The organism is Thiobaca trueperi (assembly GCF_004342175.1).
GTDB lineage: Bacteria > Pseudomonadota > Gammaproteobacteria > Chromatiales > Chromatiaceae > Thiobaca > Thiobaca trueperi.
Genome location: NZ_SMAO01000002.1, coordinates 377,822 through 391,044, shown reverse-complemented (window position 1 = coordinate 391,044; position 13,223 = coordinate 377,822). Strand labels below are relative to the sequence as shown.

Here is a 13,223-nt window from a genome sequence, read left to right as displayed (position 1 = left end):
GTTCATCCCCGCGAGCGCGGGGAACACCGCTGCTCCACCTCGTTGACGCGCCGGTGCAGCGGTTCATCCCCGCGAGCGCGGGGAACACCTCCGGCAACCCGTTGGCGCGGGCTGCCACTTCGGTTCATCCCCGCGAGCGCGGGGAACACCTGCGTCAGCCGCAGTCCATCAAACGTGTGCCCGGTTCATCCCCGCGAGCGCGGGGAACACAGCCCGCGCACCACCGCCCCCACCCGCCCCAGCGGTTCATCCCCGCGAGCGCGGGGAACACCCGAACCGCGTCATGCCGTGGCGGCTATGCGCCGGTTCATCCCCGCGAGCGCGGGGAACACGGATTTATGCCAATCTGCGTTGCAAACGGGGTCGGTTCATCCCCGCGAGCGCGGGGAACACTTGAGCCGGCGTAAGTTGGATTGACGCCCTCGCGGTTCATCCCCGCGAGCGCGGGGAACACCAGTGAGAACGACAAAATGCATGAACTAGGAGCGGTTCATCCCCGCGAGCGCGGGGAACACGCCGGAAGGGTAGGCGGCTGACGCATTTCTGACGGTTCATCCCCGCGAGCGCGGGGAACACGATTTCATCGACGACTGGGGCGAGCTTTGCGCCGGTTCATCCCCGCGAGCGCGGGGAACACAGGTCGTAACGGGCGCGCTCTACGTCCCATGCCGGTTCATCCCCGCGAGCGCGGGGAACACTGACCGATACCGTGACGCAGGCGATTCGGTACCGGTTCATCCCCGCGAGCGCGGGGAACACGACGTTCCGGCAGCGTCTTCAATGCAGGAAGGCGGTTCATCCCCGCGAGCGCGGGGAACACCGCATCGCCCGCTGCTCCGGCGTGTCGCCAAGCGGTTCATCCCCGCGAGCGCGGGGAACACATGCAGCCTGTCCAGTACAAAGGACGGACCTACGGTTCATCCCCGCGAGCGCGGGGAACACCCGTCTTCGATGTAAATCTCGCAGCGATCAACCGGTTCATCCCCGCGAGCGCGGGGAACACGTGTAGTTGCCGTGCCGCTGTCAACGACTCGACGGTTCATCCCCGCGAGCGCGGGGAACACCGCCGGCGGCGGGCCGATGTCCAGATCGTCGCCGGTTCATCCCCGCGAGCGCGGGGAACACGGAGCTGATGTAGGAGGATGACAGCGACGAGCCGGTTCATCCCCGCGAGCGCGGGGAACACTGGAAATTCCAGACGGCAGCGGCGATTTAAATCGGTTCATCCCCGCGAGCGCGGGGAACACCGTTTCATCACCACGCGACGGATGGAGGCGCCGGGTTCATCCCCGCGAGCGCGGGGAACACCGCGCGGCGCAGGTCTTTGGCGGAGATTCGGCCGGTTCATCCCCGCGAGCGCGGGGAACACATTTTCGCGCGCAGGCACTCGGCGCCCTCAATCGGTTCATCCCCGCGAGCGCGGGGAACACTCCGGAGTCGTTAGTGTTGGATACAATCAGCACGGTTCATCCCCGCGAGCGCGGGGAACACCGGATGTCGTGAGCAATGGCTGATTCAAGCTGCGGTTCATCCCCGCGAGCGCGGGGAACACACATATTTCCTGTTGCCTGCATAACCCCCCATCGGTTCATCCCCGCGAGCGCGGGGAACACATGACGAGGAAACGCCGGTCTTTGTCGTCCAGCGGTTCATCCCCGCGAGCGCGGGGAACACGGCGAAGGCGACGGCGACCGGCAGGCCGGTGGCGGTTCATCCCCGCGAGCGCGGGGAACACTTTACGGCCAGGATCGCGCGCGACCCGTCATCCGGTTCATCCCCGCGAGCGCGGGGAACACTTGCTGGTGATTGACGTCGTAATTTGCCGAGACGGTTCATCCCCGCGAGCGCGGGGAACACCCGGTGCCCATCTCAGCGAAGAGCGCGCCGACCGGTTCATCCCCGCGAGCGCGGGGAACACGCCAGGCGCAGCGCGCCAACATACTCGCGTCGCGGTTCATCCCCGCGAGCGCGGGGAACACGTCGGGCGCATGAAAAATCCTCGTGTTGACAGCGGTTCATCCCCGCGAGCGCGGGGAACACGGAACGGGCGCTGGAGATGGCGCGCGCAGGGGCGGTTCATCCCCGCGAGCGCGGGGAACACCATATGCAGCAGATAAATCCGGCTATCCATTCCGGTTCATCCCCGCGAGCGCGGGGAACACACGTATTGGCTCGGGTTCGTCGGCGGCCAGAACGGTTCATCCCCGCGAGCGCGGGGAACACACTCATCTAGGCTCTGGTCCTGCTCCGGTCGTCGGTTCATCCCCGCGAGCGCGGGGAACACGGCTCGGATCCCATCGTCACCGAAGGCGCCACCGGTTCATCCCCGCGAGCGCGGGGAACACCCCCAAGCCCGCCCCGGCGAAACCGGCGCCGCCGGTTCATCCCCGCGAGCGCGGGGAACACGGCTTCATCAATCCAGCTTTGGGTGACGGTTGCGGTTCATCCCCGCGAGCGCGGGGAACACATATCGTCTCGAACGCAGAAACCTTCAAAAACCGGTTCATCCCCGCGAGCGCGGGGAACACGTCACGATTGACGCATCCCACAATTGATACAACGGTTCATCCCCGCGAGCGCGGGGAACACCTATCAAGAAGTGAAGATCATTGCTGTTCGCCCGGTTCATCCCCGCGAGCGCGGGGAACACCTCTTTTCCGCTGACGCGATCCGTCGCCGTGCCGGTTCATCCCCGCGAGCGCGGGGAACACGATGTGGTGCGGGACTTTTATCGTGTAGTAGTCGGTTCATCCCCGCGAGCGCGGGGAACACATAAGTGGAAATGGGTTGAAGTGGGAGCTATTCGGTTCATCCCCGCGAGCGCGGGGAACACGATTGCAGCCATGAGTAGGAGTTCAGCGGTCTTGGTTCATCCCCGCGAGCGCGGGGAACACACATCGCCTAAGAGATAGACATCATCGTTAGGCGGTTCATCCCCGCGAGCGCGGGGAACACGTACAAACTAGTTTGATCGTTTATTCGGCAAACGGTTCATCCCCGCGAGCGCGGGGAACACTTTTCTCAGGTAATAATGGGCCTTATTTTCTACGGTTCATCCCCGCGAGCGCGGGGAACACACATCCAGGTCAGGAAGTTTTTTCCTGAAAATAGGTTCATCCCCGCGAGCGCGGGGAACACCTATTCTTCAAATGCGGCAAGAAACTGGAAATCGGTTCATCCCCGCGAGCGCGGGGAACACGGTATCTCTATACCGATCCCACGGGCGAACGCCGGTTCATCCCCGCGAGCGCGGGGAACACCCCAAAGCGTCACGAATAGCGCGGATAGTGGGCGGTTCATCCCCGCGAGCGCGGGGAACACCGTCCGCTCGCTCGCTCGAAGAACTGGTTGAGCGGTTCATCCCCGCGAGCGCGGGGAACACGATTTTGTCGATGTGCCACGTCTGGCCCCTGAGCGGTTCATCCCCGCGAGCGCGGGGAACACGCGACTCCACGCCAGTCGCGGGCGGAAACAGACGGTTCATCCCCGCGAGCGCGGGGAACACCGCAACAGAGCGGTGCTCATGTCGCAGCGGAACGGTTCATCCCCGCGAGCGCGGGGAACACTCCAGCCAAAGCCCCGGTCTGATCCACCGGGGCGGTTCATCCCCGCGAGCGCGGGGAACACCGGCTTTATGACGATGGCGGGGTGGTGCTGGGCGGTTCATCCCCGCGAGCGCGGGGAACACCATGGCCTCTTGCTGCGGCGCGAAGAGGGAGCCGGTTCATCCCCGCGAGCGCGGGGAACACCCAGAGTGGGCGAATTATCTTGCTCAGGACTACGGTTCATCCCCGCGAGCGCGGGGAACACTTTTAGCGTTCTATGACATTCGCGCGATCCACCGGTTCATCCCCGCGAGCGCGGGGAACACGACGCATTGATGCGCGCGATCAGCGACCCGACTGGTTCATCCCCGCGAGCGCGGGGAACACACTTCCCGTATTTACCTGATCTGCAAAAGAAAATCAGGCGCGGACAAATCTACCAGCAAAATGGCCCGTTTCAAAGGGGTTCGCTTTAGATTGCTAAAGAGCTTTTTCAGGTTCATCTGGCGGTAGAAAACTGACTAATCGGAGGCCGTCGAAATCGACCGGGATGCGCCGGTTTTTGCCGACGGTGAGAAAGTCGTAGCCGGATTCGGTATTGGTGTTCCAGGCCATCACGGCGTTGCCGTCCTCGACGCCTTCCAGCACCTGATTCCAGATGAACTCGCGCAACCGCTTGGACGGGTTGCCGACATAGACCCCGGCGCGGATCTCCAGGAGCCAGACCGCCAGCCGTCCGCGCAGACGCGGCGGGACGTTTTCAGTGACGATGACCAGCATCGCCCAGGGGCTTCCCGTCGTCGATGGCCGGGGCGACCGCTTCCGGCGCTGGCTTGGGTGGCTCGATCTCGCCGGCGGCCAGCACCTCTTCGATCATCGGGATGATCTTGCCGAGCAGTTTGCTTTCTCGAAACACATCGCGGCAGGCCAGCCGCACCAGACGTTCAGCCTGCGACTGGGGCGGATTCTTGCCCGCGATCTGAAAAGCAACCGGCACCACGGTCTCGAATTTGACGATGTCGGCGATGTCGTAGACGAACGACTGCGGCTTGCCGGTATGGATGAAGCCGACCGCCGGGGCGTAGCCGGCGGCGAGGATCGCGGCCTCGGTGATGCCATAGAGGCAGGCGGTCGCCGCCGACAGGCAGGTATTGGGGACATCGCTGGTGTCCCATTCGGATGGATCGTAGCGCCGACCGCGCCACTGGACGCCATGACGCTTGGCGAGATTCTCGTAGGTCTTTTTCACCCGCGCACCTTCGATCCCGCGCAGTTGTTCGACGCTACGCCGCTCTGGCGGTTTCTCGCCAAAGCGCAGCTCGTACATTTTGCGCACCACTTTGAGCCGCGCCTGATCGTCCAGGGCGAGTCTGGCCTGATACAGCAGCCGATCCGAGCGCGCGCCGCCCGGCTGACCGGAGGCATAGAGCCGCACGCCGGCCTCGCCGACCCAGACCAGCAGGGTGCCGACCCGCGCCGCCAGTGCCGCCGCCCGGTGCGAAACGCGGGTGCCGGGTTCGAGCATGATGCAGGCGATGCTGCCGATGGGGATATGCGTGCGCACGCCGGTCTTGTCGATGACGACGAAGGCACCATCCAGCACATCGATCTCGCCGTACTCGATGAACATCAGGCTGATGCGTTCTTTCATGGCGATGGGTTTGAGTGGGGGGAGCATGAGGTACGTCCCTGTTGGGTGAGATTAGGTCCAGGCTATCCTGCTGAAGTCGCCGCTTCGAGCAATGGATTCAGAATCGTGAGTTTTTGGTCAATCATCTGGCCGTGCTGCATGTCTTCCGAGTAAAGCAACGGGCAGTCGGCCTCCAGTGCAGCAGCGACAATCAAGCTATCCCAAAAACTGAACTGATGCGTGCTTCTCAGTCGGCTGGCGGTGCGGTGGCACTCAAGATCCGTTTTCACGACCCGACACCGGCGATAAAATCCCTCGACGATTTCGAGCAGACCCTTTTCGTCCATTCCCGCCTTTCTCAGCAGGTTGACCGAAACCTCGGAAACCACCTGAGTGCTGATGGTGTAGCGGTTCCGTGCTTCCAGCAACGCCAAGGCACGGGCATGTTTAACCTCTTCGCCCGGACGCAGAACGAAGGCATAGAGCCAAAGATTCGAGTCCACAAAGACGTTATCGTGCATGGGCATCTTCTCGTGAGAGCGGATTAAAACCCGCCATCACCAATGGGTGTCGAGCAAGCCTCAGGATCGCATCGTCATCGGGTTCCGGCTGATCCACAGCAGGTGTTAATTCATACATCACCACGACCCGCACAGGTTGTCCGGGGGAGAGCACGGCGGAATTCGGTAGCGGAATGGCTTGCGCTTGCACGACAGCTTCAAATTCAATCGCTTGCATGATTTTAACTCGCAATGGTTCGGTAAATTCCAGCGGATCAAACCAAATGCCCGCATGGTTTGTTTTCAATCGTCCGCCAGCCGACGCACCAGCAGCAGACCGCAGCCGAAGGCTTTGGCGGGGCCGATGCCGTTCTCCAGCGACCGCGTGACGATCGGCCTGGTTTGCTCATCAAGCCATTCGTGCAAGAGAAAGTAGTCCAAGCCCCCATGCCTTGCCGTGCCCAAGGCCATTGCGGACAGCCAGACGCAGCCCATCCGGTTCATTTGTTTCCAGCATGCCTTCAAACAAGACTGACTGAACGGTGATCCGCTGCCCGCTCTTGCTCTGGCGCGCATGGATTCGCTCGTTGCCACTTCGTAAACAGGCGATCAGATTGAAACCCCGTGTCTCTGCCTGACGATTCAACCAGGCCAGTTGATCGGCCTCCTGACACAGACCCAGCCGCTTTCCCTCGCGAGTCACTGTCGGATTTGCATGCAATCGGAATCGGTAGCGTGTTCCAGCCTGAATCAGTTGTTCCAGATCCACCGGCTTGTTGCCGAGGATTTCCTGGGCATAACCGGGAAAGGCATCGAGCGCCGACCATTGAGCAGGAGATCCGGATTGCACCAGCACGACGGGGCGCGAAGCGAAAGACAGCATGGGCTCCAATCGCCAGAGAAATCGCGCTGGCTGGCTGTGCTCGTCCGGGGCAAAGGCGCGGACGAGAGTGCGGTGCATGTCGTAACGGTTGCTCAGATCGCAGCGTGCCTGGGGGTGTCGTGGGTCGAGGGTCAATTTAGACAGATACACGGATGACCTCCGCTGCGATGTAGCGCGGGCCGAAACGGCGCTCGGCGAAGGGTGCGACGGGTTGATCGAAGCGCACAGCCCCGATCGTCTCGTGCTCAAGGATCAGTCGCAGCGGGACATCGCCATCATGCGGGCGCGAGGGTGTGAGCAGCGCGGCGGACACCAGACTGTCCCGCAATCCCAGATCGAACAGTCCCGGTTCGAGCCAGATCGGCACAGCGGGCGGAAATGACTTACGACCGAGCGCCAGGGGCCAGACCGGATCGCGCAGGGCGGCATCAATGGATTCGAGGAGCTGCCGATCATCCCCTTCGAGCCCGACGAGAAAGGCGGCGTCGGCAAGGTAGTACCTCGGGCTGACCACGGTACGCTTCGGGTCGGCCTTTCCCGCAGCGGTCATGACGCCGGTCGCTGTTTGATAGTCACGCATGAGCAATCCTTCGCGGTCAACCCGCACCCCCATGCGCAGCCGCGCCAAGTCCTCTACCGATTCGGCGCGATCACGTCCCAGGGCCGCGCAGATCAGACCCAGCACGCCGGATTTGGACGGTTCCAGTTGGCTATCGCGCTCATCGAACCGGCTGGTGGTGCCCCAGGACTGCATCGGACCCACCAGCCGCAGCAGCAGCGTGGGCATGATCAGCTCTCCAATTCGACGCGGGCGTTTTCGACGATCCAATCGGTCAGGGATTGCAGATCCTGATGCCGAGCGCCCTGCGTTGCGGGCCAGACGCCGGTGAGATCCAGATAGGCCCAGACATCCCGACCATCACCGAAGGCGCTCGCCACCGTGGTTTCATGCTCCGCGAGTTTCTCGACGGAAAGGCTGGTCAGTTCCTTGTCCTGTCGCGGCCAGATGGGTTTCTCGAAGGCGTTGGCAAGATTGAAGGGACTCGTATGACGGAAGACCACGCCGATGAAGCTCGGCGGGTTGTGGGCGGCGAAGGTGTTCTGCTTACCCGTCGGGATCGCGCGCGCCATGGCTTGGGCAAAGGCGCCGATGCCCTTGAGGGCCAGATCCGTATCGCCTTGCAGATTCTGGCACAGCTTGCGTGGATCGATGACGGCATAGCGGTAGAAGGTGGCTGAATTGAATTCGACTTGCCCGATCATGCCAGCGCCGGTCTCATCAATGTCGCTTTTGTCATCCACGGCGGTGAAGTAGTCGAATTCCCGTTCGACGCGATGGGTGCTGATGGCGTGGGCGACCTGACAGGCGGCGTGTTGGTTGACGCCGGGGAGATCCGCCAGCATACGACCGAACATGGCTACGTCTACCGCCTTTGGTCCGTCCAGCAGGTTTTTGGCCTCCTTGACGACTTCTGGCGGTGCGCTGGCCTTGGCCTCCTTCTTCGTCTTCTTTGCATCTCCTGCGGGAGCGGCGCCGAGGACATCCCAATGCCTGTGGATCAGGTCTGCGAACCGTTCGATCTCGCCCTGCCCCAGGAACAACAGATACTCGGTCTTGCCGTCGTCCTTGACCTTAAGACCGGCTGCGGACAGAGCGATATCGATTTGCGCGCCGGCTTCCGTGTGGCCGAGATCGACCAGTCGGAGCGCCAGCAATTCCTTGAGTTTTTTGGTTCGCACCGAACCAAATTCGGCTGGAATGTCGCCTGATTCTGCGGCTTTGAGCCGGATCGCCCGTTTGAAACACTGACTGCTGACCCGCGCCCGCCGCTGACCGCCGAAGATGGCGTCCTTGGGCGCGCCGGTATCGTCGCGGTTCAGATTGGAGGGGGCAAAATTCTGGATCAGATGAAACTCGATGAAGAGACTCATGGTGCGCTCCGTGTCAGTCAGCGGGTTGGATAGTGTCGAGATCAGACGGATCTTGATCGGCTTTGGCGTCATAAGCGCGGTAGAAGTCGCGCGCCCAACGCTGGCGGATCCGATCCCGGCCTTCGCCATCGAAGGGGCGCAGCCAGATGCCCAGGTCATCGAGCAGGCGGGCATAGTCGCAAGCGTGACCGTCGGCGGCCAGAAGCGAGACGGCCTGACGCAGCAGATTGGGCAGGCTTTCCGGTTCGGCGCCTAGCAGGGCAATGAAACGCTGCTCGATGCTCGCGCTCTCGCGGGCGCGGGCCAGAGCACCCAGAGCCGACGCCAGGGTCTCGCCCTCGCGATGCTCGGGATGCAGGGCGAACAGCCCGGCGGCAAGATACAGCGCCTTGCGCCAGGGATCGCTGGCGTGTCGGTCGGCACCAACGAATCGCTCCACGTAGGGATAGGCGCGGGGAAAGGCGCCGGGCGCGAATCCCAGGCTGCGACGTAGATGCGCCAGGGCTCCCCGATCATGCTCGGCAAGCTCGGAGAGATGGGCGACAAAGGATTGAGCGTGATCGCTCATGCATTGGCCTCCTCGGGAATCGTTGCGGTGTCTGGTTGCTCAAGCGAGCGCAGCAGACGGCGGAAATCGGCATGGGCGCGGGCCTCAGCGCGCAAGGCGCGCGGGGAGTCGCCAAGTACGCGGTATGTCGCCGTCCAGGCGCGTTGAGCGGCAGTCTTCAAGGTTTCCCGCCAGTGCTGATGCGCGCCTTCGATATCCCCGGCGGCGATGCGCTGCATCAGGTTCGGCAATGCCCGTTCGGCGGCGGAGAAAAAGACGGCGGCGGTCGGCCCGCGATCCAGGATCGCCTTGGCGCGCGCCTTGGTGTCTTTGTGATTCGGGTCGGGCATTGACTCGGCGATCATCTCGGCGCAGATGGCGCGCAAGCGGAAAAAGACCGCTTCCACTTCACGGATTTGCGCGCGAAGCTCGGCGGCGGCATCCGGATCCGCGAGCATGGTCAGCGGCAGATCGAAGCGTTCGCTCCGCCAGCGCAATAATTTGGCCTGATCGCTCGCTAGGCCCGCCACGACCAGCGGGACGTTGGTCTCCAGTTGCCCCAGCCGCTCATGCAGATTCGTCGCCCACATCAAGATGGTTGCGGGCTGATTGAACTTGCCGCTGGGATCGGGAACCAGAGCCGGTAGCTCACGCCAGAAGGATCGGCCTTCGGAAAAGGATACGCGAATGGCTTTCCCTTCCTTTGTCACCCGATAACAGGCCATCGGATCCGGCGCATTCGGATCTTCTTCCAAGGCAATGCCAGCGGCAAAACGAAGATGCCGAACGTGTCTTTCATCGCCTTGAGGAACCAGCAAGACAGCGCGAGTCAGGCGTGTATAGCGATCATTGGGGCCACTTGCCGGCCGGGCGGCTGCCAGCAGCGCAGGAATGCCCGGTGGGGACCGTTCCCAGGATGGCAGGTCATCAATCCCCTTGGCGCTGGATGGATGCAGTCCAGCCAGCAAGGTTTCGGCAAGCGTTCGTCCGGTCGGGATCACCGCCGCCGTGTTGGCAAGTGGTCCCGCCTTATCGGAATCGCGCAGGGTTTTAACCAATCCGCCCGGAGTAAATTGAAGCGCCCCGAGCAGATTTCGACACGCCAGCGCAGGGGGTATCTCGGAAGGCCGGTCATCCAGAGCGTGATCGAAGACCACCGGAGCATTGCCACTGGCGCCTTCAAGACAAATCTGGGTCCAGGGTTTCAGCTTGTCCTGGGTCTCCGGCGCATCCGCCAACGCGGCCACCTGCATAAACGGCTGCTCCGGATGGAACAGCCAAAACCGTTCTCGCCATTGCTCCAGGTAAGTGCGAATTGGCGCCTCAGGCAGCCCCTCGCGATACCAGCGGGCGCGGTCGGCATCCTTCCAGGGGCCATGATGGGTGGTCAGTGCCCGGTGCAGGACGGCAAGCAAAATACGGTGCAGCGCGACCAGATTGGGGGGCGAGGTTTCGGCCAGTGCGGAGAACTGATCGGCGTTCAAGAGCACCTGAGTCAGACTGACATCGCGGACGTCGCCGGCCAGGGTTCGTATCGGTATCCAGGGCTCGTCCAGCAGGTTGAAAGCCGGTTGGTTTTCTTGACTCATGCCGCCTCCGTGTCGGGTGAGAGTGGTTTGTAGACGATTCCAAGCTCGGGGTCGAGGATAACGCGAATTCCGCCGATGTCAGCGACACCATCGTGTAGAGGAAGCGGTCGCAGGTGTCGCAGCAGCGGGTGTTCGTCAAAACCTTTCGGGAGCGGCAGAGCAAGCAAGGCGTGGAGAACGCCCTTGCGGGAGATGCGGACCTGACGCCCGAAGATGCGCCGGGCCAGTGCGTCATCAGGAACCATTTCCGGGTTAAACGGTGGGTCGTTCGGTAACAAGCGCCAGCCGTCATCCGCCACCAGAACGGGGATGACCGTCAGGCTATCGTCTCCCAGGCGGGTGACGACAGGCGTGCCTCCACCGTCCCGTTCCTCATTTGCACGCGGCTTCTGGTTGTAGGCGTTCTGCGGCTCGGCGTCAGCGTCGATGGCGGCGTTGATCGCCTGTTGCCGCTGGGTTTGTATCTTGGCGTAGTGCTCACCCAAGGCTTTGTCCAGGGTGGCCAGGAAGTCGGGTCGATCCTCTTCCTCGAAGGGATCGCCGGAATAGACGGCTTGCACCAGTCGATCAATGTCTTCGGGCAGTCGCCATAACGGCTCGCGGAGTGCCACGACCCAGGTGCAGTAAAGAACATAGGGATCGTAAACGAAGCCCCAAGCGGTCTCGGTCAGTTCGGGCGGGCGTTCATTGAGGAGTCCGGCGATCCGCAGATGCGGTTGCCGATGTGCGGGCGGCCGTTCACGCTCGTGCCGGTGCAGTCGGCCAGACCGTTGCAGCAGGAGATCCACCGGAGCCAGATCGGAGAACATGAAATCGAAGTCCAGATCCAGGCTTTGTTCCGCAACCTGAGTGGCGATCAGCAGACAGCGCGTCGGACGCCGAGCCGTTGGCGTTGGCCCGAAATGTGTCAACACATCGCGCTCGCGTGCTGCACGCTCATCAGCGGGGAAGCGGGCGTGGAACAGCAGGAGTTCGCTCGGCTCGTCCAGCCGTTCGCGCAGCAGGAGGTAAAGATCCTGGGCCCGCTGCACGGTGTTGACGACGACCAGACCGCAACCTCCTTCAGCGAGACAGGCAAGCGCTGCGTCCGCCAGGGTAGCCAGATCTTCCGCGATGCCGCTGATCTGGATGGGCGCCAGGGAACGGCAGGCAACGGTTTCCCCGAGCGTTTCGCCGTTCCGCGCCATCAGGATGCGCGGATAGGCGATCTCGGGCCGATCCGTGGCGCCCCAGGCGTCGAGCAGCGCGGCACGGCGCTTGGCCGGCAGGGTCGCGCTCATCAGAATCACCGAACAGCCCAGTGGTTTGAGCCAGCGCAGCAACGCCTCGATCAGCCCGCTGGTATAGGTGTCGTAGGCATGGATCTCGTCGAGCACGACCACCCGGTTGGTCAAGCCCCAGAGACGCACGAAATGGTGTTTGACGTTCAAGGTGGCGAACAGCGCCTGATCGACGGTCCCGACGCCATAGGGAGAGAGCAGGGGACGTTTGCGCTGGGAAAACCAGACGGATGAGCTGATTGACTCGGCTTGCGAGTCATCCACCCCGCGCAGCCGGTGGATGCGTTCATCCAGCATGGCGCCGCCGTGGATCAACTGGATGTCCAGTCGCAAATCCGGTGAAAAGCCGCGCAGGAAAGCCAGGGCGCGATCAAACATGGCATTGCCGGTCGCCTGAGTGGGAAGAGCAAGGTACAGCCCACGATGCCCGTTGGCGGCTTGTAGCCGGAGATGGGCGAGCAACGCCAGCTCGGTTTTGCCCTCGCCCATGGGGGCTTCAACGATGCACAGGGTGGGGCCAGTGGCCTGGGTCAGCAGTCGGTCAGCGGCCTGTTGGAGCGGACGCGCTGCGACTGTTTTGTCCGGCTGACCAAGGATGCGCCAGACGAGGTGATCGGTATCCGCCGCCGTGTCGAGCAGCGGTTGATAGGCGGGCCAGCCGATGGCGTCCAGGGCGGCCTCGGCAAGCTCACGGGCCTTGTCAAAATGACCGGCGAGTGTGTCCGCTCGTTCGCCAGCCGGAAACCACTCCAGGTTTGAGCCGATCCAGTCCGCGACGCTGGTCAGTCCGGCCAGCCAGGCGACCGCTGGCAGCGGCAGATCTTCCAGCGCGGGGCCGTCTCCCGGCGCCAGGGTTTGCAGATAGGCATCCAGGATTTCGGTCCGCACATCGGCCCAGGCGGCGCCTTCATAGCGCGGCATCGAGTCCCTGATCTCCATCGGATTGGGCATATAGCCGTGATGGGCACCAAGCGCCTGACACACGCCTCGAATCCACTCTGCGCCAGGAAACCGGGCGGGAAGCTGCCGATGCAGCAGGGCGGCTCCTGCCAGATCGTGACGGTGAACATCGAGCGAACCCGTCTTGAAAGCCAGCCCAACGGCTTCATCGGCCCGCTGACCTTCCGGCCATTTGAACTGAAAACCGGGGATTGCCTTGCCGAAATCGTGGAGTCCGGCGATGGCGGCAAACCAGCGGCTTGCAGTTGGCTGCGGGAGATGGAATGAGCAGGCCGCCCAATTCTGAGTCTGTGCCGATTCGCGGCTCAGAATCGTCTCAGCGACGGCTGCCACGTCCAGCATGTGGGCGAGCAGGCT

At 62.9% G+C, this 13,223-nt stretch carries 11 protein-coding genes and 1 CRISPR repeat array (1 of these 12 cut by a window edge); all 11 genes read right to left on the bottom strand.

Features of this window, described 5'->3' with window-relative positions; genetic code table 11:
• Positions 1-3,932: direct repeats of the CRISPR family, unit length 29 nt; unit sequence CGGTTCATCCCCGCGAGCGCGGGGAACAC; it reaches 1,039 nt to the left of the window's first position.
• A gap of 93 nt (positions 3,933-4,025) precedes the next feature.
• Genes cas2e through cas3 form a run of 11 tightly spaced genes read right to left on the bottom strand, consistent with a single transcriptional unit; the run spans position 4,026 to position 13,208 of the window.
• Positions 4,026-4,325 (bottom strand): type I-E CRISPR-associated endoribonuclease Cas2e, encoded by a 300-nt coding sequence (gene cas2e, locus EDC35_RS04925; protein WP_132976111.1) that lies wholly within the window; start codon positions 4,323-4,325, stop codon positions 4,026-4,028.
• Positions 4,306-5,223, bottom strand: a complete 918-nt coding sequence (gene cas1e / locus EDC35_RS04920; RefSeq protein WP_132976110.1) for a type I-E CRISPR-associated endonuclease Cas1e — start codon at positions 5,221-5,223, stop codon at positions 4,306-4,308. Before cas1e ends, cas2e begins: the two co-directional genes overlap by 20 nt.
• A gap of 35 nt (positions 5,224-5,258) precedes the next feature.
• A complete protein-coding gene (locus EDC35_RS04915; RefSeq protein ID WP_132976109.1) occupies positions 5,259-5,696 on the bottom strand; it encodes a PIN domain-containing protein in 438 nt (145 codons plus the stop codon).
• Positions 5,686-5,982, bottom strand: coding sequence for a hypothetical protein (locus EDC35_RS04910; protein ID WP_132976108.1), 297 nt, complete (start codon positions 5,980-5,982; stop codon positions 5,686-5,688). The genes EDC35_RS04915 and EDC35_RS04910 overlap by 11 nt, the downstream gene beginning before the upstream one ends.
• Positions 5,979-6,101 (bottom strand): type I-E CRISPR-associated protein Cas6/Cse3/CasE, encoded by a 123-nt coding sequence (locus EDC35_RS18980; RefSeq protein WP_279387976.1) that lies wholly within the window; start codon positions 6,099-6,101, stop codon positions 5,979-5,981. Before EDC35_RS18980 ends, EDC35_RS04910 begins: the two co-directional genes overlap by 4 nt.
• A complete protein-coding gene (gene cas6e, locus EDC35_RS04900; protein WP_132976107.1) occupies positions 6,085-6,708 on the bottom strand; it encodes a type I-E CRISPR-associated protein Cas6/Cse3/CasE in 624 nt (207 codons plus the stop codon). The genes EDC35_RS18980 and cas6e overlap by 17 nt, the downstream gene beginning before the upstream one ends.
• The gene (gene cas5e / locus EDC35_RS04895; protein ID WP_132976106.1) at positions 6,695-7,345 is read right to left on the bottom strand and encodes a type I-E CRISPR-associated protein Cas5/CasD; all 651 of its coding nucleotides are present in this window, start codon (positions 7,343-7,345) and stop codon (positions 6,695-6,697) included. The genes cas6e and cas5e overlap by 14 nt, the downstream gene beginning before the upstream one ends.
• 2 nt (positions 7,346-7,347) lie before the next feature.
• Positions 7,348-8,490, bottom strand: a complete 1,143-nt coding sequence (cas7e, locus tag EDC35_RS04890; RefSeq protein ID WP_132976105.1) for a type I-E CRISPR-associated protein Cas7/Cse4/CasC — start codon at positions 8,488-8,490, stop codon at positions 7,348-7,350.
• 13 nt (positions 8,491-8,503) lie between these two features.
• Positions 8,504-9,058, bottom strand: a complete 555-nt coding sequence (gene casB, locus EDC35_RS04885; protein ID WP_132976104.1) for a type I-E CRISPR-associated protein Cse2/CasB — start codon at positions 9,056-9,058, stop codon at positions 8,504-8,506.
• Positions 9,055-10,626, bottom strand: a complete 1,572-nt coding sequence (casA, locus tag EDC35_RS04880) for a type I-E CRISPR-associated protein Cse1/CasA (RefSeq protein WP_132976103.1) — start codon at positions 10,624-10,626, stop codon at positions 9,055-9,057. The genes casB and casA overlap by 4 nt, the downstream gene beginning before the upstream one ends.
• A complete protein-coding gene (cas3, locus tag EDC35_RS04875; protein WP_243651435.1) occupies positions 10,623-13,208 on the bottom strand; it encodes a CRISPR-associated helicase Cas3' in 2,586 nt (861 codons plus the stop codon). Before cas3 ends, casA begins: the two co-directional genes overlap by 4 nt.
• Positions 13,209-13,223: the final 15 nt, after the last annotated feature.